Raw genomic sequence first — 22,080 nt, forward strand, 5'->3', positions numbered from 1 at the left:
AGGGGTGTATCCAGGTCAGGAGCTCCCGCGTATACAGGGGGATGTTTTGTTTTTTGGGAAAGGGGGCAACAGCTATGTTCGGCAATCGCATCGTTCGCGGCGCGGCGGATATGCTGCTTACACTTCTCGCCGTCAGCATGCTGTCGTTCCTGTTGATGCGCGTATCGCCTATCGATCCGGCTGAAGCGTTCGCCATCCGCAATTCAATGACTCCTTCGGATGACATGATCGCGAAGCTGAGACATGAATTGGGATTGGACGGCTCGCTCCTCAAGCAATATGTCACTTGGCTGACAGACGCGATCCGCCTCGACTTCGGGAAGTCGCTTAGGAACGGCAAGCCGGTGTTCGACGAATTCGCCGCTACGATTCCGTTCACTTTCCGCATCGTGGCGCTGAGCGCGGTCCTGCAAGCGCTGGGGGCGATTGGGCTGAGCTGCCTTGGCTATTGGCTGCGTGATCGATGGGCAGGCTACCTTCTTCGGGTTCTTATGATCGCAGGCGTGTCGATACCGGCCTTTTATCTGGCGGCCGTATATTTGGATGTCGTAGCGGTGAAGCTCCGCTGGATCGCTGTCGCAGGCGGACAAGGCATGATGAACATATGGAGTCCCGCTCTCTGTCTCGCTCTTCCGATGGCCGCCTTCTACGGCCGGCTGCTGACGACCGTGCTGGTCAAAGAGATGGGCGAGGATTACGTCATGTACGCCCGCTGCCAAGGGCTGAAGGAGAACTATATTTTGTTCCGCCACGGCTTGCCGCATGCGCTCCTTGCGCTGCTCCCGAACTTCATGCAGAGCATCGGACTGACCGTGGCGGGGGCGGCCGTTATCGAGCAAATCTTCTCAGTTCCGGGAATCGGCAATGTGATCATCACGAGTGTCATCAACCGTGACGCGCCGATGATCCACTTTTCGATTCTGCTGCTTGCCGCGGTCTTTATGCTGACGAACCAGATGTCCAGTGCCGTACGGCTGCTGCTGAAGCGCGAGCCCTCAAGGGGGAGCTTGCCATGAGACGACGTCGCAGGCTGCGGATCGGGGCCGCTGTATTTGTGCTCTTTGCCTGTGCCTTTGCTTATCTGCTGGCGCCGCATGACCCTTATCTGATCGATCTTAGCCAGCGGCTGCTGCCTCCAAGCGCGGAGTATCCGTTCGGAACCGACTCGCTGGGGCGCTGCTTGCTGTCCCGGGTTCTGCATGGCGGGAGAACGACGCTGGGCATTGTGCTGCTGACATGGCTGACAACCTTGGCCGCCGGCCTGCCTATCGGTATTCTCGCCGGAATGTGGCGAAGCCGATGGCGCTGGTTGGGCGACAGCTTCCTGAATGTGCTGGCTTCGTTCCCGCCGATTGTCTACCTGATTGTCTGGATAGGGGCTTGGGGCAGCGGAGTATATACGGTCGTCGTCGCATTGACGGCAGCGTCGCTGGTCAGTCTGATCAAGCTGGTGAAGGCAAAGGCGGAGATCGAGCGGGATAAAGCATACGTCTACTGCGCTGCAGCGTCGGGCGCTTCCCGGCTTCGCATCATGTTCTGGCATCTGCCGCCGAACCTGATTCGCGAATCCGTGGTGATGCTAAGTCTCATCAGCTCGGATATCGTGCTGATGATTAGCGGTTTTTCGTTCATCGGGCTGGGCCTCGATCAGAACGGGATCGACTGGGGCGCCATCATGCTGGATGGCCGATCGGTAGCGATGCTTCGCCCGGATATGATGCTGTACCCGCTGGCGTTTATTTTTTTGTGCGCATTCTCCTTCAATGTGCTGGGAGAAGAGCTTACATAGGAGTGGATAAGCGATCTTCAGTCTGAATCGAATCAGTGTATCTGCGGCCGACGGGAGACGATTGCTCCACGAGATCAGCTGCCGCGTGCGGCATGGGGAAGCCATTGGCGTGACCGGCGAGAGCGGATCAGGCAAGACGACGCTGCTCAAGGCGGCGATGGGCGTCCTGGGCCAAGGCTGCGCGCTCGAGGACGGAGCCATTCAATTGGATGGCCGTGATCTTCATTCGCTTGGTCCCGCGGAGCGTAGAGAGATGGGCGGCAGAGCGATCGGGTTCATCCCGCAGCTCCCGATGACCGCATTTGACCCGCGGCTCTGCGTGGGAAGCCAGATGCAGGCTATCTTCCGCGCACGGCTGGGATTGAACCGGCAGGAGGCGGCGGGGCTAACGCGGGCCAAGCTGCAGCAGGTTCATCTTCCCGAGAGCGATCGGGTGATGGCAAGCCGGCCCGGGGCATTGTCCGGCGGCATGCTGCAGCGGGTGGCGATCGCGATCCTGCTGGGTCTCAATCCGCCATATATTGTAGCGGATGAGCCGACGTCCGCGCTTGATGCGGAGAATCGGGAAGCCGTCATTCAGCTGCTGCATGAATGCAAGCTGTGCTCCGGATTGCTGATCGTCTCGCATGACATCGGCGTGCTGAGCCGAATTTGCGATCAGGTGCTGGTGCTGCATGACGGCGTGCTGGTAGAGCAAGGGAAGATGGAGGAACTGCTGGCGCGGCCTCGGCACATCTGGACCTCGCAGTTGGCCCGAAGCGCCGCACGGCAAGAGGAAGGATATTGGAAATGGGAGAGATACGAGTAGCGAATGTGACGAAGTTCTATGGCAGCGAACGGCGCCTCGATGTGAAGGCGCTGGGCCGGGTCTCACTTCGCTGGCAGGAAGGGGAGAGCCTTGCGCTGATGGGCGGCAGCGGCAGCGGCAAAAGCACGCTTGCCCGGCTGATCCTGGGCTTGGAGCGGCCCGACACCGGAGACATCCGGCTGGACGGGATCAGCCTCGTCGGGCTCCGCTTCAAGGCGTGGCGCTCTTACCGCAAGGTGCTGCAAGGTGTATTTCAGGATGCATCCGGCACGCTGAATCCCCGCTTGTCCGCTTACCGCAATATGGAGGAAGCCCTGCTCAATCTGACGAATATGACCCGGCGGGAACGCCGGCGAGAGATTGAAGGGCTGATGGAGCGGTTCCAGCTGGAGCGGGATCTGCTGCGCTTGCCGGTGCGCGAGCTTAGCGGAGGCCAACAGCGCAGATTATCGCTGATCAGGGCTTTGTCGGTAAGACCGCGATATTTGGTGCTGGACGAGGTGCTAAGCGGTCTGGATGCCGTGTCTGCCGATGCGGTTCTGGCCACCTTGGCCGATTACCGGGACAGCTACGGCTGCGCCTATTTACTGATTACTCATGATGCCTATAGCGCATACCGGCTGGCGGACCGATGCCTGCTGCTGGAGGGAGGACGTCTGACAGCCGAGGCGACCCGGCTGGAACGGCCGCAGGCGGCCACACGCATCTAATGATTATTACCGGAGGAGAACGAGATGAGAACCGATCTATTTCGTATCAAAACAGTAATTGTAATGATATGTATTCTTTTAACGGCAAGCGCCTGCTCCGCGGGCGGGGCGAATACAGACAAGGACACGCTCGTCATCGGCTATGCCGGGGAACTGAGCAACTTCTATCCTACGATGACGGACATGCATAACAAGCCGGTCATTCAACTTGTGTACGATATGCTCGTTCGATATGAGAACGGCGAGATTAAGCCAGGGCTCGCTACGGAGTGGACATTCAACGAAGCGGGCACGGAACTGACGCTGAAGATTAGGCAGGGCGTGAAGTTCCATGACGGAGAGCCGTTGAATGCAGCGGCCGTCATTGCCAATCTGGAATATTACCGCAATGAAGGCAATGCTTCCTTCCTGAAGGCGGTATCGACAATTGAGAAGCTGGAAGCGCTGGATGAATATACGGTTAAAGTGACCTATCCAACGCCTTACTATCCGGTGCTGCACGACTTGTGCACGCCATACCTGGCCATCGTGTCGCCGGCATCGATTATTAAAAATAATTACCAAGCGATGAACGGAACGATCGGAACCGGTCCTTATATTCATGAATCCTTCACCAAGGGGGAGCAGACCGTATTTAAGAAGAACAAGGACTATTGGGGAGAAGAGCCTGCGTTCGAGCGGATTATCGTTAAATATGTTCCGGACCCGGCCACGCGGCTGAAGGCGCTGCAGGCGGGCGAGATTGATGCCGTCTTCAGTTCCACGATGATTACGAATAATGAGTTCAAGCAGGCTGCATCCATGTCCGGCGTTCAAGGGAAGACCTCGAAGGGGAGCCGAACGCGAGCGCTGGCGCTCAATGCTTCAGGGGAAAATCTGGGCGATCTGCGGGTTCGCGAGGCGATCGCGCATGCCATCAATAAGCAGGAGATAGCCGAGGGCTTAACGTTCGGCTATGAGACGGCGGCCGATGAGATGTTCGCAGATATCCCGTTCATTCAGAACGGGCTGCGAACGCAGCGGGCCTACGATGTGCAGCAAGCCGCCAAGCTGCTAGATGAAGCGGGCTGGAAGATGAATGAGAGCACAGGATACCGGGAGCTCAACGGCAAGCCGATGAAGCTTCGCTTCACGTATGAGACGGGAGATGCGTTCAATAAGGAGCTGGCTGCCGCCCTGCAAGGCCAGTTGAAGGAAGTAGGGCTGCAGGTTGAGGTGGAAGGAACCGACGTGATGACATGGTGGACAGAATGCGTGGAAGGGAAGTTCGACATTACGATCTGGGGTTCGAAGGGAGCCCCTGAGGACCCGCATCACTTTATCGGCCCGATGCTCGATCAGACCGCGCATACGGCGGCCATGTCCGCTCTGCCGGAGGCGGCCGACATTAAGGAGCGCATCATGAACGTATTGCACACGCGGGATGAGGCGGCGATTGCATCCGGTTACGAGTTCTTGTTGAACTACTTGAACGATCAGGTCATCGTCATTCCGGTTACACATGCTAAGGAATTGATTCTATTCCGCAGCGACAAGGTAGCGGATTATACGTTCGGCGGACTTGAGAACGGCTTCAATCCCGCCGGGGTGCAACAGGCGGTTACCCGCTGATCGACATCACTTCCGCTGCAGGCAGCGAGGGAATAAAGAGGAGCCCTAGGCCGGATTCTGTGTAGCACAGGATCCGGCCTTATCCTTTGTCGCAATGACGCGAAATCGCACCGTTGCCCGGGAAATTTTTAATAGAAAAGTTCAATAGATGGAGTTCGAACGATCCTCCCAAAGAGGTCTTTTACTTGTATAGTTAATGTTATTAAATATAATCTGGCCCATGTAACTCGAGCCTGACAGCCGGCATGGGTGATCGGGTCGATGAGTATATTTAATCTCATTAAATAACTCGAAAATCCGGTTTGAGGCTCCCTGTTTCCTGCTGCGAAAATTGTATTTTTGCGGAGAAGTACTGAAATTATCCCTCTATATGAACGGGTGCTGAACGGCTGCTAGGCGGCCCAGCTGGCAGAAAAGGATATCCCGCTTAATTCCAAAAAAATTGAACACCAATAACGGTCATAGATGTGGTACGATAGATATGTTTTTTGTCACAGGCCGACATATTTCGTTGCTGCCGATGGCGGATAAAATGGGCTTGCCATTTATCTTAAAATTGGTTATGATTCAATAACGAGCTATATATAGTATGCGAGGATGAATACATACACTATATATTGTAACGGCAAGTGGAGTTCCCTGCTTAACCAATAGCCTATATTTCTATCATTCTCTTCGAAGAGTAAGGAGATGGAAGTGCCAATTTGCACCCGATGCATCGGTTCATCAAGGTGGCTGGTTCCTGTCTCTTTCTTTGAGATGTGCTCTTTTTGGCGAGTACAGGCGACTCTATTTGAAATTTGAAGATTTGATTGCGACGGAGGGATCACGTGCTTATCGCTTACGACTCGAAGACCGGCAACGTGAAGCGTTTTGTCGAGAAGCTGAATTTGGATTGTGTTCGCATATCGGAAGAGACGAAGCTGACCGACCCCTTTATTTTGATCACGTACACGACAGGGTTCGGACAAGTGCCTCAATCTACGATGCAATTCCTCGAGGAGCATGGCCATTTGCTGCAAGGCGTCGCTTCCAGCGGCAATATGAACTGGGGCATCCGGTACGGACTGGCAGCCGATCATATTTCTCGATTATATTCTGTGCCCGTGCTGATGAAGTTCGAGCTCAGCGGCACGAAGAAAGATGTAGAACAATTTTCTCGGGAGGTCCATTACTTTGATACCAAAATGGATACAGCTTAACAACGAAATTATGGTCCAGAAGGACGGCAAATTCCAATTTGACAAAGATCGCGAAGCGGCGAAAAGCTATTTCATCGACTATGTCAATCAAAATACAGTATTCTTCCATAATCTTGAGGAGAAGATTCATTATCTGATAGAGAACGACTACTATGAAAAAGAATTGTTCGACAAGTACGAGTTCAAGGATATTAAGCGTCTCTATGAATATTTGTACGGGAAGAAGTTCCGCTTCCCATCGTTCATGAGCGCGTTCAAGTTCTATAACAACTATGCGATGAAGACCAATGACGATACAAAGTTCCTGGAGCGCTACGAGGACCGGCTGGCCGTTGTCTCCCTGTTCCTGGCGAGCGGGAATATCGACAAGGCGTTCGAGTATGCCGAATTGTTAATCTCCCAGGAGTATCAGCCAGCGACGCCGACATTCCTGAATGCCGGGAAGAAGCGGAGAGGGGAGCTGGTCAGCTGCTTCCTGCTCGAAGTGGATGATTCGATGAACTCGATCGGATTCTCGATCAACTCGGCGCTGCAACTGAGCAAGATTGGCGGCGGCGTCAGCCTGAATTTGAGCAAAATCCGCGGTGCCGGCGAGCAGATCAAAGGGCTGGACGGCAAGGCAAGCGGCGTACTTCCGGTCATGAAGCTGTTCGAGGATGCGTTCTCCTATGCGAACCAATTGGGGCAGCGCGACGGCAGCGGTGTCGTCTACTTGAATGTATTCCATTCCGATATTCATGAATTTTTGGATACGAAGAAAATCAACAGCGATGAGAAAATCCGGATCAAGACCTTGTCGCTTGGCGTTGTGGCTCCGAATAAATTTTTCGAGCTGGTCGAGCAGGACAAGGATATGTACTTGTTCTATCCGTATACCGTGTACAAGGAGTACGGCAAGCACCTGGACGACATGGACATCAGCGAGATGTACGATGAGCTTGTCGACAATCCGAATGTACGGAAGAAGAAGATTGTCGCGCGCGACCTGATTTTGAAGATTGCGCAGATTCAGATGGAATCGGGCTATCCTTATATCATGTTCGTCGATAATACGAATGAATATCATGCGCTTAAAGAAGTCGGACGCGTCAAGTTCTCGAACCTGTGCAGCGAGATCGCGCAGCTTAGCGAAGTGTCCACGATCAACGACTACGGCGTAGAGGACGAGATCCATCGCGATATTTCCTGCAACCTCGGATCGTTGAACATTGTTAACGTCATGAAAAATAAGCGGATGCGCGACACGGTGCACCGCGCGATGGATGCGTTGACCGAAGTGAGCGACCGCAGCAATATCAGCATTGTGCCATCGGTGGCCAAGGCGAACCGCGAGCTCCATTCCGTCGGCTTGGGTGCGATGAATCTGCACGGCTTTTTGGCGAAGAACAAGATCGCCTATGAATCGAAGGAAGCGAGAGACTTCGTTCGCGCGTTCTTCATGATGGTGAATTTCTATTCCCTGGAGCGTTCCATGCTGATCGCGCAGGAGCGCGGCATGACGTTCACAGATTTCGACAAGAGCGAATATGCAAGCGGCGCGTACTTCGACCGTTACTTGAATACCGACTACAGACCAAAGACGGAGCGAGTGCAGCAGCTGTTCGAAGGCCATACGATGCCGACCCTCGAAGATTGGGCCCGCTTGAAGGAGCAGGTGATGGAGCATGGCTTGTACCATGCGTACCGTTTGGCGATTGCGCCGACAGGCTCGATCTCGTACCTGCAGTCCTCGACAGCGTCCATCGCGCCGATTACGCAGCGAATCGAAGAGCGCGAATACGGCGATTCGAAGACGATCTATCCGATGCCGTACATTAGCGATGAGAACTACTTCTATTACAAAGAAGCTTATGATATGGATATGTTCAACTTGATCGACCTGGTTGCGGATGTGCAGGTCCACGTGGACCAAGCCATTTCGACCGTCTTGTTCGTGAAGGATGATCTGACGACCCGCGATCTGGCGAAGTACTATATCTACGCACAGAAGAAGGGGCTCAAGACGCTCTATTATACCCGGACGAAAAAGAAAACGATCGACGAGTGCGTGAGCTGCGTCGTATAAGTTGAATAAGTCGTATCAGCCGGAGCCTTATAAGTTGCAGAAGTTGCAGATATAGAAGGAGAATTCGTCGATGAAAAATTTTGAAGCAGTGAACTGGAACCGGCCCGAGTCGGATTATATGGAAATGCTGTGGACGCAAAATACGTCCCAGTTCTGGCTGGATACCGAGATTCCAATCTCGAAGGACCTGAAGTCATGGTCCAAAATGACCGAAGACGAGAAGCTCGCCTACATGCATGTGCTTGGAGGCCTCACGCTGCTCGATACGGAACAAGGCAACGTCGGCATGCCGGTCATTGCGCAGCACGTCGAAGGCAAGCAGAAAAAAGCGATTCTGATCTTCCAGGCCGCGATGGAAGAGATTCATGCGAAAAGCTATAGCACGATCTTTACGACCGTGGCCAGCACGGCCATGATCGACGAGACGTTCGACTGGGTGAAGGAGAACAAGCATCTGCAGAAGAAGACCGCGATCATCGATGGTCTGTATAAAGGCATCAAAGACAATGATCCGGTCAGCCTGTACAAGGCAATGGTCGCGTCGGTCTTCCTGGAAAGCTTTTTGTTCTACTCGGGCTTCTTCTATCCGCTGTATTTGGCTGGACAAGGCAAAATGGTGGCAAGCGGGGAGATCATCAAGCTAATCATCCGGGACGAAAGTGTTCATGGCGTTTTCGTTGGCTTGCTTGCGCAAGAAATCTATAATATGCAGAGCGCAGCTATGCAGCAGGAGCTGTCCCAATTTGTGCAAAATCTGCTTCTTGAGCTGTATGAGAACGAGCTGGAGTATACGCAGCATCTGTATGATGCGATCGGACTTACGCATGAAGTGAAGAAGTATATTCGCTATAACGGCAACAAAGCGCTGATGAACCTCGGCTTCGAGCCGCATTTCCCGGAAGAGGAAGTCAATCCGGTCGTTCTGAACGGCATTCGCACCGAGACGAGCACGCATGACTTCTTCTCGACGAAGGGCAGCGGTTATCAGAAGGGGAAAGTAGAGCCTTTGCAGGACAAAGACTTCACGATGCTGAATGATCGCGTGAAGCAATCGGAGATTTTTTAACGAACATAAGCTGCACCCTTCAGAACGGGCACAGGACGAAGCCGCTGGCTTATCCGCTGCTGCTGAGGGGTGCTTTTTTATGCAGCGATGTGGGTTGCGGGCCGTGATATGTCGCGTGGGTACCGCGGTATACTGTGGCCGTGTGGCCTGCACCGGAATTGTACAGCGTTTGTGCTGCAACTCGTGTACCGTGCCCCTTCTTGCATCGATAAGGCTTCCGCTTGTGGAATTCCGTTAGCTTGGAACAGCGATAAAGCGCGTAAAACTTAAAAATGCTGCAAATCTGCAGCTTTCTCGTGATCACGACGGCACCTTAGAGGGAATCCTGCGAAAGTGCATCAATTTCACTCCTATCACTTAAAAAGAAGAGAAAAACAGTCAAAATGATGTAGATTTGCAGGAATTTCACTTCACAGTAGTATAAATGTAATAAAATAATGTATAAATGCAGGATTTTACTATATTACCACCAAGCCAACACACTTCATCAACAAGTCACAGGACATCCCGGCGCCCGCAAAAACAAAAAAGCCGGCACCATGCCGGCTTTGCAAGTTTCTACTCAATTTTTTTGCATCTTAGTCTTCATATTGCGAAGCCGGGGCACCGGCACGTCCCCGATTCCATATCGCCCCGATTATCCATCCTGCAAGCCATCCAATAATCCCGCCTGCTACCGCCGGAATGACCCAGCCGATTCCCTGCTTATACAAAGGAATGTGCTTGAGCCACTCCGTAACCTGTTCTACCGGGACTTTGGCCTCCTTCAACCCGTCAAATAAGCTAATGAGCACAGTTCCGATCAACGCGCCGGCATAGACGGATGGGCGCCCGCCGAATAAGCTGTGGCCCAAGGACATTATGATTAACACAATAGCTACAGGATAGATGACCAACAGCACTGGAACTGATACCGACAGAATGGTATTCAACCCCAGATTGGCTACTAATAAGCCCACAACGCAAGTCAGGAACGCGACTTGATTATAACTGAGCCGGTGGAATAAGGTGGAAAAATACTGGCTGCAAGCGGATACGAGCCCGATGCAGGTCGTCAGGCAGGCAAGCGTAACGATGATGGCCAGCAAGATTAATCCGGACTGTCCGAACAGTTTTTGGACGATTAGCGTTAGCAACTGCCCTCCATTTTTCGCATAGCCGAATTCAGTTACACTTGTCATCCCGAGCCATCCCAGCGCCGCATAGACGAGCGACAAGCCCACGCCTGCGATGATGGCGGCTTGAATCGTGGCTTTCGTAATCGCGCGCTTGTCCTGGACGTCTTGATCGCGGATCGCATTGATGACGATGATGCCGAACGCGAGCGCGGCGATCGTATCCAGTGTCATATAGCCCTCCATAAATCCTTTGAAGCCGGGCGAAGTCGCATACTCCTGTACCGCAGGCTGCGCTTCTCCAAGCGGATTCATCATCGCAGCGATGAAGAGTCCGGCGATGGAGACGAGCAGCAAGGGCGTAAGAATCTTCCCGACACGGGCCACCAATTTGGATGGATTCAAGCAGAGCCAATAGACGAGAACAAAGAACGCGAGCGTATAAGCCAAGAGCATCCAACCGTTTGGTTGAAGCGGCTCGGGCAAAAAGGGGAGCATTCCCATCTCGAAGGACACATTAGCTACACGGGGAATCCCCATAAAAGGGCCGATCGATAAGTAGGCGATGACGGCAAACAGGATGCCGAACTTCGGATGCACCCGGCCAGCGAGATGCTGCACGTCCCGGCCCGTCAGGGCAATCGCGATGACGGCGAGCAGCGGCAAGCCAACGCCGGTCAGAATAAAGCCAAGCATGGCGACGGCGAAGCTGTCTCCCGCCTGCTGCCCTAGTATCGGCGGAAATATTAAGTTCCCTGCGCCAAAAAATAACGAAAAAAGCATGAGTCCCACGAAAAATACGTGGCTTCCCGATAGTGATTTCATCTATTCTTCCCCCTAGACTTCTTGACGATTTCTTACACAAACGCAAAAAATCCGCCCCTTCACAGGGACGGAATGTGATCCGCGTTACCACCCATTTTCACGGAGCAAGTTCTTATCGTTCCCGCACCATGCAGCTCATTACGTACTGATATACCATACGAATTCCGGATAACGGTGGAAGTCCGTCGCAGCTTACTCGAGTTCAGCCGCGCTTCTCGGAGATGACCTTCAGTTATGAGCCGAACGTTGGCTTCCAGCACACACCAACTCTCTGGAGATCGGGATTCATAGCTTACTCTTCTCGTCCATGAAAGTTTACGTCAAGTGTTTGTTATCTATTTTCACATAATACCATGGAGCTTGTCTAGGCACAATATATCACAATCATATTCCTGCTAGGGAAAGTTGCCGGCATTCCTCCCTCATTTCCTCCGTTTCCTTTACCTATTCCTATGCCCGGTCATCGGAAATGGTGCCCCCGAATGTTCATAAAGTCCGGATACCCCCGGCTCGTCATTCTGAATCTTCCCCTAGAGTTTCGGTATATTGCGGTTTCATTCGAAAATGCGTCCATGCGGGTGATTGTGAGTGTATACTCGGAAGCAGCAGGAATTCAATTTCACAACGTGAAGGGGATGCATTACGGCATGGCGAAAAATTTCAATCTGGATTTGGATAGGGAAGAACGGATGCACATCGGTGAGTATCTGCTGGAACGGATCAATGACTATATGGGGAATATCCGCGAAATCCGAGTCTCGCCTGAGCTTGATGTGGATGCGATCGTTCAGTTTGCGCAAAGAATATCGTTCGATCATCCTGTCGGCGCGCAGGAGGCGATTGATCATATTGTGGAGGGATTAACTCAATTCCAGGTACATACGCCGCATCCGCGGTATTTCGGTCTGTATAATCCGCGGCCCAACTATATGGGGATTATGGCGGACACCCTTACTGCAGCCTTCAATCCGCAGCTTGCAGCATGGACCCATGCACCCGCAGCGGTCGAAATCGAGAACTACGTGCTGAAAGAAATCGCAGCAAAATTCGGTTATTCAGCCGAAACGGCAGACGGGACATTTACGACGGGGGGAGCGGAGGCCAATCTGACGGCCGTCCTGACCGCACTGATTCATCATTTTCCTTCCTATGCGAAGGAAGGGCTGAGGGCGCTCAAGGCGCAGCCCGTCATGTATGCTTCAGCGGAGAGTCATCATTCCTTGGTGAAGGCTGCACGTTCTTGTGGGCTAGGCACAGATTCGCTTCGCATCATTCCGGTGGACTCCGGATTGCGCATGGATGTCCGCGCGCTTGAGCAGCAGATTGCAGCGGATCGCGCCGCCGGGTATGCTCCGTTTCTCATCATCGGGACAGGGGGAACGACTGGAGCCGGAGCGATTGATCCGATTAGCGCACTCGGCGATGTAGCTGAAGATGAACGACTGTGGCTGCATGTGGATGCGGCCTACGGCGGTGCCTGCGTGTTCGCGCCAGAACTGCTGGAGCAGCTTCGTGACATTCGGCGGGCCGACTCGCTTACCTTCGACGCGCATAAGTGGATGTCAGTTCCTATGGGGGCGGGAATGTATTTGACGCGGCATCGTGATGTTCTGCATCAAGCGTTCAGCATCACAGCCGATTATATGCCGAAGGAGGGGGCTGGCCTGGATCGCGTTGATCCGTTCACCCATTCGATTCAATGGTCACGAAGATTTATCGGTTTGAAATTGTATTTATCGCTGGCGACGGCGGGCTGGGATGGCTACAGTAGAGTGATTCGGCACCAGGTTGCGATGGGGGACCGTTTGCGCCAAGAACTAGCGCGCTCGAATTGGACGGTCGTCAATGATACCGTGCTGCCCGTCGTATGCTTTACGGATATCCGTGTCCCGGCAGAGAGCCGTTCGGAGTTCGTATCGTTCATCTGTCAAGAGGTGCTTCGTTCCGGACAGGCTTGGATATCAATCTATGAAATGAACCAGGAACTGGCGCTGCGGGCTTGCATTACGAACTACGAGACGACAGAGGAAGATATTATCGCGCTGGTGGAACTGCTCAATAGTGCGAGGGCAAAGATGAAGAACTAAACATAAAGCTTACCTAATCAAAATATTGCTAGGAATCGACTTGTTACGGCCGCTGCCGCAGAGTCGATTCTTTTTTTTGATTCCGGCTGCAGAGACGGCAACCGCGCAGAAAATCCGTTTTGAAGCAGACATAATCCGTTCATCGGTGGCTGGCGCCTGATTTCTCGCCTAGCATAAAAAGGAGCATGTGCCATGTAAAGCAACGAAGGAAGCATGACGGTGCCAAGAAAGATGCGAAAGGAAAGATGTAAAGATGACTCGAGTTCGATTCAGTATATTTTTTAGCGTGTTCGTAGCAATGGTCGGGTTGATGATTATCGCCCCCGTGATGCCTCCGCTGATACGCGAACTGGGGCTGAGCGAGACGCATTCGGGCCTGATTATCTCGCTTGGATCGGTCGCCATGGCCGTGATGGCGCCGGTGTGGGGGAGATGGAGCGATGTGCGGGGAAGAAAGCCGGTTATCCTGATTGGCTTCCTCGGCATGTTCATCAGCTACGTGCTGTTCACGGCGACGATATATGCCGGCTTGTCCCAGTTGATCAGCGGCGGCCTGCTGGTTGCGCTGCTCATCGTGGCACGCGGCCTGGTCGGCCTGTTCATTCCTGCCGTTCCCTCCGCGGCGCAGGCGTATATGGCGGACATCACGGATGAGCAGGGCCGCTCGGCAGGGATGGCGCTGATCGGCGCCGCCAATGGCATGGGCCTCGTGCTTGGCCCGGCCATTGCCGGAGCGTTCGCGCTTATCAGCCTTATTTGGCCGCTGTATATTGGCGCGCTGCTGCCGCTTATCGCGATTGTCGTCGCCCTGCTGCTGATCCCGGCGCACAAGGTGAAGATTCAGGCCAAGCCTCCGAAGTTGAACCCGTTCCAACCGGGTCTTCGCCTTTATTTGTTCGCGGGACTGGCGACGATGCTGAGCATTGTTACCTTGCAGGTGGTCGGGGGCTTCTATTTTCAGGATCAGTTGTCCATGACGACGCAGGAGACAGCGAGGATGTTGTCCATGGGCTTGATGGTAAGCGGGGTGGCGATGATTGTTACGCAGGGGCTGCAGATGAAAAAGCCGAAATGGCAGCCGAAGCCCTTGATTCTGGTCGGATCGGCGCTGCTCATATTCAGCATGCTGCTCTTTCTGTTCGTCATTGGCCTCGTCAGCTTCTACGCGGCCTTCTTCTTGTTCGGCGTCGGAGCCGGGCTGATGATGCCGGGCTTCATGTCCGGCTCCTCGCTTGCCGTGGCCCCCGAGCAGCAAGGCGGCGTAGCGGGGCTTGTCGGCTCGGTCTCCGGCATCTCTGCCGTGATCGCCCCGATTGTGAGCACGAGCCTGTACAAGCTCGATAAGCATCTTCCCTTTGCTGCGGTCGCTGCCTTAGTGCTGCTTATGGCCATTACGCTGCTAGTCGGCCGCGCGAAGCTTGCCGTAAGCAAGGAAGAAGCCGAAGCGGCAAATGCGGAGAAATAGGTATGTACCTGTCCTTGAGCCGAGTATAAGCATGTCATGAGATGAATGAGGTGAGCCGCCAATGAAGGCGAAATCTGAAATGTCGGGGCTGCTGCATATTGCCGGAGAGAAAAAAGGGTTACTAACGGTCGCCTGCCTTTTTTCCATCCTGTCGAGTTTGCTGCAAATCGCTCCTTTTGTCGCGGTATACAAAATTGTCGAGGAATTGCTGATGAATGCGCAGCGAATGGAGGGGATCGATAAAGATCTCATCCTGTATTGGGGCATCTTTGCCTTTCTAGCTTTGATAGGGGCGTTGATCACGTTATATATCGGCGTGATGTGTTCTCATATCGCGGCGTTCAACATCCTCTACCGGCTGCGAGTGAGGCTGGCCGATCACGTCGCCAAGGTGCCGATGGGCTATCATACGAAGACAGCGACGGGAGAATTAAAAAAAATTATCGAGACGAGTGTCGAGAAAATCGAGAAATTCATCGCTCACCAGCTTCCGGATATCGTATGCGCCGTCGTGATCCCGCTGCTGCTGATCGGCTATTTATTCTGGCTCGATTGGCGGATGGCTCTCGTGCTGCTTGTTCCTATCGGCATCGGCTTATGGCTGCAGGCCCGCCTTTTTGCAAGCGCCAGCGGCCAGCAAGCTTTTCGCGATTTTCAATTCGCGGTGGAAGAGATGAATGCGACCGGCATCGAATATGTGCGGGGGATGCCTGCCGTGAAAATATTCGGGATTCCGGCGGATTCCTTTTTGACGTTCAAGCAAGCCGTTGCCCAGTATCGAGATATTTCGCTAAAGGTTACGGAGCTTTTCAAAACGCCCTACAGTCTGTTTTTCGTTCTTGTCAGCTCTTTATTTACGTTCATCGTGCCAATCGGTATTTTGCTGGCCAGCGGCAATTCCGGAAATCAAGCCTTTGCCATTACGTTCATTCTGTTCCTGATTATTACGCCTAGCTTATCGGTGCCTTTATTGAAGCTGATGTATATCGGAGGCGGGATGAGAGAGATTGTGGAAGGCAATAAGCGGATTGAAGCTGTGTTCTCCGAAGCGGTCGTGGCAGAGCCGGCTTCGCCCCGAGTACCTGCGTCGTATGATATCACCTTTCAACACGTATCCTTTGCCTATGAGAAGCAGGGGAGCAAAGATTTTAAACCGGTATTGAACGGCATTGATTTTGTCGCTAAAGCGGGGGAAATGACGGCGCTCGTCGGTCCATCCGGCGGCGGAAAATCGACCATCGCCAATCTGCTGCTTCGCTTCTGGGACGTTCAGGAGGGCGTCATTGCGATCGGCGGCGTGCCGATTCGCGAGATGGGCACGGAGAAGCTGATGGACATAGTCTCGTTCGTATTCCAGGATGTTCATCTTTTCTACGATACAATTGAAGCGAATATCCGGATGGGCAATACGGCAGCGCCGATGGAAGATGTCATTGCGGCCGCGAAGACGGCTTGCTGCCATGAATTCATTGTCAGACTGGAGCACGGGTACGATACCAAAATCGGAGAAGGAGGGACCTATTTGTCAGGCGGAGAGGCGCAGCGGATCGCGATTGCCCGGGCCTTGCTGAAAAACGCGCCGATCCTGGTGCTGGATGAAGCGACCGCTTATGCGGATGCCGAGAACGAGAAGAAGATCCAGCAGGGCCTGGCCGAACTGGTCAAAGGCAAGACCGTCCTCATCATTGCCCACCGCCTGTCTACCATTCGCGCGGCGGAACAGATTCTGGTCGTGAAGCAGGGAGCCATCGTCGAGCGGGGAACGCATGACGAGCTGCGCGTCTTGAACGGGTTGTTCGAGCAGATGTGGCAAGCTCATATCAACGCGGCGTCATGGAGACTGGGAGCGGGAGACAAGCTGCCGGGACGGGCGGAATGCTGCACAGGAGGGCGGAACGGATGAATCGGTACCTTTACAATATATCAGGGGGGAATCCCCGGAGCTTATGGCCGTCCAGCTTGGCAGCGCTTCTGGATGGATTTGCCAAAATCATACCCGCTGCGCTGCTGATCGATATCATGAATACGATTTATATCTCGTTCGCGCATCCGGAGACGGGCTTGAATAGCGGGCGTTTGTGGGCGGTCTGCGCTATTTTGTTCGCTTGGCTGCTCGTGTCCTATGCGGCATGCTCCTTGCTGTATGACAAATCGTTCAAAGCGGCTTACCGTCTGGCGGCATCCGGCCGGCTGACCTTTGCCGAGCATTTGCGGCATTTGTCGCTGGGGTATTTCGGCAAGCGCGACCCGGGGGATATGACGAACTTGCTGTTAAATGACTACGGGCAAGTCGAGCATACAATCTCCCACAATGTTCCTCAGCTTATCAGCGCCGTCCTGCTGCCATTTTTGGCCGTGGCCGGACTCGTTTTTCTCGACTGGAGAATGGCGTTGGCCATGTTCATCGCCGTTCCGTTCGGGGCGCTGCTGCTGTGGCTGACAGATGCGCTTCAGGCGCGTCTGAGCGAGAATCATGTTCGGGCCAAAAATGAGGCCGCCAGCCGGCTGCAGGAATATTTGACCGGGATTCGCGAGATTAAGGCTCACCATATGGGCGGGGAGCGGTTCGAGAGGCTGCGTCTCTCCTTCGAACGGCTGATGCGGGCATCAATCCGGCTGGAAGGCGTAGTAGGCCCCGTGATGATGGGCGCGATGCTGCTGATCCGTTCCGGGATGACGATCATGATCTTGGCCGGGAGCTATTTGCTCGCAGGCGGAACGCTGTCGCTGCCCGTCTTTCTTCTTTTCCTGCTGGTGGGGACCCGAATATTCGATCCGTTGACCGTCGTGCTGATGAACTATGGGGAAATGCGCTATTCCGCCCACAGCGCGCAGCGCATTATGGAGGTGCGGCAGGAGCGGCCAATGGAGGGAACGAGCAGTATCGATCCGCATGGGACGATTGTATTCGACCAGGTCACCTTCGGTTATGATGCCGGCAAGCCGGTCCTGCGCGACTTGTCCTTTACGATCGAGCCGAATACGATAACCGCTTTGGTGGGGCCGTCAGGCAGCGGCAAGAGCACGGTGACGCGCTTGATTGCCCGCTTCTGGGATGTTCAGCAGGGGGCGATCAAGATTGGCGATCAGCCCATCCGGCAGGCCGACCCCGAGAAGCTGTTGCAGCATATTTCGATGGTGTTCCAAGATGTGTATCTATTCCAGGACACGATCGGCAACAATATCCGAATCGGGAACATGGAAGCGTCGCAAGCGGAGATCGAGGAGGCGGCCAAGCGCGCTTGCTGCCATGAGTTCATCTCGCAATTGCCGCAGGGCTATGACACGCCTGTAGGAGAAGGCGGCTCGACGCTGTCCGGCGGCGAGAAGCAGCGGATATCGATCGCCCGCGCCTTATTGAAGAACGCGCCGATCGTGCTGCTCGACGAAGCGACGGCCTCGCTCGATCCGGAGAATGAAGCGGCAGTTCAGCAGGCGATCAATGAACTGGTCGCCGATAAGACCGTCATCATTATCGCGCACCGCTTGAAGACGATTCAACATGCGGACAAGATCCTCGTGCTTGATCAGGGCCGACTCGTCGAAGAAGGCATGCACCCCGAATTGGCGGCCCACGCGGGATTGTATGCGAACCTGTGGGGCTTGCAGCAGGATGCCGACGGGTGGCGGGTGAAATAAGGCAACGCGTGTTCCATAGAAGCTCCCTGAAGCCTTGGCGGAGGAGCTTTCTTTATCATCGGCGTGTCTCATATGGCGAAGAAGCAGGAATAGCCGGACATCATGCAGGAAATAATTGAATTAACTTCTAAGAATCTGGTAAAAAGGGGTCGCTGCATGAATTGGTCTGCATGGTCGATGGATCGAGTTCTTATTTTGTTTGTCAGTCTGGCGTTTCTCTTGATGAGCATCCAGGTGACAATGTTTCATTATCGCCAAAATTTTCACCATAAAGCGATGTGGGTGCCCGTGTTTCTCTCCCCCCTATTTTTCATTGCCGGGATCGTGTTGACCTGGTATAACCAGGCCTGGCTTGCCGCTCTGTTCCAGGTGCTGATGTGGCTTGGCTTGATATCCGGCCTGATCGGCTTTTATTTTCATTTCCGCGGAGTCGGGATTCGGGTCGGGGGATGGGCCTTGCGCAATTTTATGATTGGTCCGCCCGTCATCCTCCCGCTCATGTTCTCCGCGTTAAGTGCGCTTGGCTTGGTTGCGATGTACTGGAAGGTGGGCTGACCGATGGCACAGCATAGTCATTATCCGTCTTTTGATGTGATGAAGGAACGGCATGAATGGGATGACCATACCCAGAGCATCGTGATGTCCCGCGCCAAGCCGAACAATGTCCTTCACTTTTTAACACCGCCTGAGGCCGGCATGATCCGGCGCATTGGCTCGCTGCTCGTCGGCGATGAGACGCCGGAAGCGCTTGATTTCGTGCTTGTTCACATCGATCGGACGCTGCATCAATCCCCCGGGGAGAGCCAGCGCAAGACGGGCGTTACCGAAGCGCCGAAGCTGCTTCGTGCGGGACTCCATGCACTGGAGCAAGCAGCTCAAGCCTTGCACTCTTCCTCTTTTATGGACCTGAATGCGGCTGAACAGAAGCAATATTTGCAAGATATGAGCCAATCCGCTGCCAAGCCCATAGGGATCTGGAACGGCATACCGCAAGCCGAGCTGTTCAGGAAGCTGTTGAATCTGACGGTCGAAGCGTACTGTTCTCACCCGAAGGTATGGTCCGACATCGGATACGCCGGTCCGGCCTATCCGCGGGGATATGTCCGCACGCAGATGGGACAATTGGATCCATGGGAGGCTCAGCCGGAACAATGATGAACCGAAAATATGCGAACGAAGAAGTGGATGTCGTCATCGTGGGCGCGGGCGCCGCAGGCGGCGTACTGGCCAAAGAATTAAGCGAAGCGGGCATGAGCGTGGTCGTCCTCGATGCCGGGCCATTCCGCGATCCGCAGAAGGATTTTGCGAGCGATGAGCTGGCGATGAGGAACCTGGGGTGGCAGGATACTAGAATCGTGGACGGGAAGGACCCATTGACGATGGGGCACAACAATTCCGGCCGCGGGATCGGGGGCGGAACCGTTCACTTTACGGCGGTGTTTTTGCGGTTCCACGAGGCGGATTTCAGAGCAAGAACGCTGGATGGCGTGGCGGAGGATTGGCCGATCGGCTATCACGACCTGGAAAGATACTATGCGAAGAACGAAAAGGAAATTGCCGTATCCGGACCGAAGTATTTTCCGTGGGGCAACTATCATGGACCGTATCCTTATCCGGAGAGGGAGCCGCTCAGCCCGAACGCGTACATGTTCATGAATGGCTGCGACAAGCTCGGCATCCGCTCCTCAGTCGCTCCGCTCGCGATTCTGTCCGCGCCGTTCGAGGGCCGCCCGCCTTGCATCAACCGGGGCTTCTGCAATCAGGGCTGCATGCCTGACGCCAAGTTCAGCACGCTCATCGTTCATATCCCGAAAGCGATCCAAGCCGGTGCCGAAGTATTGGCCGATTGCATGGTGACCCGAGTCATCATGGGCACGGACGGGAGGGCGAAGGGAGTCGCTTTCATTCATGAAGGGAAATCGTATGAGCAAAAAGCGAAGCTCGTCATCTTATCCGCCTACGTGGTCGAGACGCCGCGCCTTCTGCTCAACTCGGCGACCGCGCAATTCCCCGACGGGCTGGCGAACAGCAGCGGCTGGGTCGGGAAGGCCGTCATGGTCCACAGCAGCCACGACGTCTATGCCAAATTCGACAACGAAATCAGATTGTATAAAGGCACGCCTGTGCTGGCTACAACCCAGGATTTCTACCGGACCGACCCGAACAATAACTTTGTGCGCGGATATACCCTTCATTCTCACGGGGCGCGGCCGCTCGAGTTCGCGAGCGGGATCTCGAAGGCCGAGGGAGGTCCGGTGTGGGGGGAACGGTTACGGGAGACGCTGCTCGATTACAACCATTATGGAAGAGTCACGTTGGTCGGCGAAGTGCTGCCCCATCCGGAGAACCGGGTAACCTTAGCGGATGAAAAAGACGAGTACGGCCTGCCCCGCGCCAAAGTCACCTTCAGTTACGGCGATAACGATCGCAAGCTGATTGACCATGCGGTCGCCAATATGAAGGCCATTCTCGACGCCGCAGGCGGCAAGGCCGAATTCGTCATTCCGGACAGCGCCCATATGATGGGGGGGTGCCGCATGGGGAATGATCCGGAGTCATCGGTCGTCAACTCCTATGGACAAACTCATGACATCCCCAATCTGTTCGTCTGCGACGCGAGCATCTTTGTCACGTCTGGCGCTGGCAACCCGACGAACACCGTCATGTCATTGGCGCTCCGAACAGCCGACTATATTAAGGAAAAGGCAAAGAAAATGGAGTTGTGATAAAGAAGTAACCTCACCCCTTTCGCACCGTTGCGGAAGGGGTTGCTGCTTTATTGTAGACCTCCCTTTTCCTGGGCAAGCAATCGGTGTTTTTCCCCAGCATAGTTCCCGGGACGCATCGAAAACAAGACGAGACTTGGTATGATATAAACGAAAGGCATCGCGGTCTGTTCAATAATGAATGGATAGGCCAAGAGACTTCCATAGCAAAGGCGGTTCAAACATGTATATCGTATCTCAACGGCTGGTTCCGGTTCCGTCCGGTGTCATTTGCCAGGCCGAGCAAGACATGCAGGTCGCTTTACCCGACGGCTACAGCCGCTTCCTTCAGCAATACGGCGAAGGGACATACAGGGGATGGTTCAATATCCACTCGCCGGATCCTGACGTATTGCCTCCGTTCGCCGAATACGATCTGTGGGAGCATAAGGAGACAAGTCCGATCACCCAGGAGCAGCTTTGCCAATGCGTGGCTATTGGGACAACCATTGATGGCGATTTCCTGGCCGTGCATCCGCAGGCGGAGGGGCTCGTGTGGCTGCCGAGGCATTCGGAGACGATCCGGTTCATATCGCCCGAAGCTGCATCCTATACGGAGACGGTGGATCGAATCTATCAAGAGACGTTCGGCGCTGCCGAGTCGGCTGTCCCGGCTTATTTCGAACCGTGGAATGAGACGACACAACACGCCTTTTTTCTATTCACTCCCGAGAACGGCAGCAGTCTGAGCTTGCGCGAGCTGGGAACACGCTGCCGGGACTTTTTCCAACCGGATCTGCTGATCGACAATGAACATACCGGGATGAGCTTCATCCTGGAACTGGGCGGCTACATCCGGTTGAATTATGCCTATGGGCGGGAGGTTGCAGTGTTCTATGAAGAGGAAGCGGCCGAGCTATTCGGGGAGATTGCCCATTTTCTGCGGAGCAATCATTGCCGCCCAGCTCCATTGTGAGCTTCAGGGCCTCAAGG

The 22,080-nt window shown here is 54.3% G+C and carries 17 protein-coding genes and 1 other annotated feature; of the genes, 16 read left to right on the forward strand and 1 reads right to left on the reverse strand.

All coding sequences use genetic code 11. The features are described 5' to 3' along the window. The first annotated feature begins 74 nt into the window (after window positions 1-74). From FLT43_RS00635 to nrdF, 8 genes are all read left to right on the forward strand, one after another. Complete coding sequence (locus FLT43_RS00635) at window positions 75-1,016, forward strand: ABC transporter permease (RefSeq protein WP_164776429.1); 942 nt, start codon at window positions 75-77, stop codon at window positions 1,014-1,016. Next, window positions 1,013-1,789: an ABC transporter permease gene (locus tag FLT43_RS00640; RefSeq protein WP_087443813.1), complete on the forward strand. Its 777-nt coding sequence runs from the start codon at window positions 1,013-1,015 to the stop codon at window positions 1,787-1,789. The genes FLT43_RS00635 and FLT43_RS00640 overlap by 4 nt, the downstream gene beginning before the upstream one ends. 61 nt (window positions 1,790-1,850) lie before the next feature. Next, window positions 1,851-2,597, forward strand: coding sequence for an ATP-binding cassette domain-containing protein (locus FLT43_RS00645; RefSeq protein WP_164776427.1), 747 nt, complete (start codon window positions 1,851-1,853; stop codon window positions 2,595-2,597). Continuing rightward, the gene (locus tag FLT43_RS00650) at window positions 2,579-3,307 is read left to right on the forward strand and encodes an ATP-binding cassette domain-containing protein (protein ID WP_087443811.1); all 729 of its coding nucleotides are present in this window, start codon (window positions 2,579-2,581) and stop codon (window positions 3,305-3,307) included. The genes FLT43_RS00645 and FLT43_RS00650 overlap by 19 nt, the downstream gene beginning before the upstream one ends. A 24-nt stretch (window positions 3,308-3,331) precedes the next feature. After that, window positions 3,332-4,918: an ABC transporter substrate-binding protein gene (locus tag FLT43_RS00655; RefSeq protein ID WP_087443810.1), complete on the forward strand. Its 1,587-nt coding sequence runs from the start codon at window positions 3,332-3,334 to the stop codon at window positions 4,916-4,918. Between the two features lie 830 nt (window positions 4,919-5,748). Beyond that, window positions 5,749-6,120 (forward strand): class Ib ribonucleoside-diphosphate reductase assembly flavoprotein NrdI, encoded by a 372-nt coding sequence (nrdI, locus tag FLT43_RS00660; protein ID WP_087443809.1) that lies wholly within the window; start codon window positions 5,749-5,751, stop codon window positions 6,118-6,120. A 10-nt stretch (window positions 6,121-6,130) separates the two neighbouring features. Then, on the forward strand, window positions 6,131-8,185 hold the full coding sequence (gene nrdE / locus FLT43_RS00665; RefSeq protein ID WP_244194304.1) for a class 1b ribonucleoside-diphosphate reductase subunit alpha: 2,055 nt from the start codon (window positions 6,131-6,133) through the stop codon (window positions 8,183-8,185). A gap of 70 nt (window positions 8,186-8,255) precedes the next feature. Continuing rightward, entirely contained in the window at window positions 8,256-9,251 is a 996-nt protein-coding gene (gene nrdF / locus FLT43_RS00670; protein ID WP_087443807.1) for a class 1b ribonucleoside-diphosphate reductase subunit beta, read from the forward strand. A 578-nt stretch (window positions 9,252-9,829) separates the two neighbouring features. On the opposite strand, the gene brnQ is transcribed toward nrdF, so the two are convergent. Beyond that, window positions 9,830-11,191 (reverse strand): branched-chain amino acid transport system II carrier protein, encoded by a 1,362-nt coding sequence (brnQ, locus tag FLT43_RS00675; RefSeq protein WP_087443806.1) that lies wholly within the window; start codon window positions 11,189-11,191, stop codon window positions 9,830-9,832. A 60-nt stretch (window positions 11,192-11,251) separates the two neighbouring features. Further along, window positions 11,252-11,508: a binding site (T-box leader), on the reverse strand. 330 nt (window positions 11,509-11,838) lie between these two features. Here brnQ and FLT43_RS00680 point away from each other — a divergent pair. From FLT43_RS00680 to FLT43_RS00715, 8 genes are all read left to right on the forward strand, one after another. Beyond that, window positions 11,839-13,278 (forward strand): pyridoxal phosphate-dependent decarboxylase family protein, encoded by a 1,440-nt coding sequence (locus tag FLT43_RS00680; protein ID WP_087443957.1) that lies wholly within the window; start codon window positions 11,839-11,841, stop codon window positions 13,276-13,278. Window positions 13,279-13,531: 253 nt separating this feature from the next. Beyond that, on the forward strand, window positions 13,532-14,743 hold the full coding sequence (locus tag FLT43_RS00685) for an MFS transporter (protein WP_087443805.1): 1,212 nt from the start codon (window positions 13,532-13,534) through the stop codon (window positions 14,741-14,743). A 61-nt stretch (window positions 14,744-14,804) separates the two neighbouring features. Further along, window positions 14,805-16,646 carry an ABC transporter ATP-binding protein gene (locus FLT43_RS00690; RefSeq protein ID WP_087443804.1) on the forward strand — a complete coding sequence of 614 codons (1,842 nt, stop codon included), beginning with the start codon at window positions 14,805-14,807 and terminating at the stop codon, window positions 16,644-16,646. After that, window positions 16,643-18,382, forward strand: coding sequence for an ABC transporter ATP-binding protein (locus tag FLT43_RS00695; protein ID WP_087443803.1), 1,740 nt, complete (start codon window positions 16,643-16,645; stop codon window positions 18,380-18,382). The genes FLT43_RS00690 and FLT43_RS00695 overlap by 4 nt, the downstream gene beginning before the upstream one ends. Before the next feature lie 156 nt (window positions 18,383-18,538). Continuing rightward, entirely contained in the window at window positions 18,539-18,937 is a 399-nt protein-coding gene (locus FLT43_RS00700) for a hypothetical protein (RefSeq protein WP_087443802.1), read from the forward strand. 3 nt (window positions 18,938-18,940) lie between these two features. Further along, window positions 18,941-19,537, forward strand: coding sequence for a gluconate 2-dehydrogenase subunit 3 family protein (locus tag FLT43_RS00705; protein ID WP_087443801.1), 597 nt, complete (start codon window positions 18,941-18,943; stop codon window positions 19,535-19,537). Continuing rightward, on the forward strand, window positions 19,534-21,108 hold the full coding sequence (locus tag FLT43_RS00710; RefSeq protein ID WP_087443800.1) for a GMC family oxidoreductase: 1,575 nt from the start codon (window positions 19,534-19,536) through the stop codon (window positions 21,106-21,108). Before FLT43_RS00705 ends, FLT43_RS00710 begins: the two co-directional genes overlap by 4 nt. A 223-nt stretch (window positions 21,109-21,331) precedes the next feature. Further along, a complete protein-coding gene (locus FLT43_RS00715) occupies window positions 21,332-22,063 on the forward strand; it encodes a hypothetical protein (protein WP_087443799.1) in 732 nt (243 codons plus the stop codon). Window positions 22,064-22,080: the final 17 nt, after the last annotated feature.

Origin of the sequence: Paenibacillus thiaminolyticus, from assembly GCF_007066085.1 — a bacterium.
Taxonomy (GTDB): Bacteria; Bacillota; Bacilli; order Paenibacillales; family Paenibacillaceae; genus Paenibacillus_B; species Paenibacillus_B thiaminolyticus.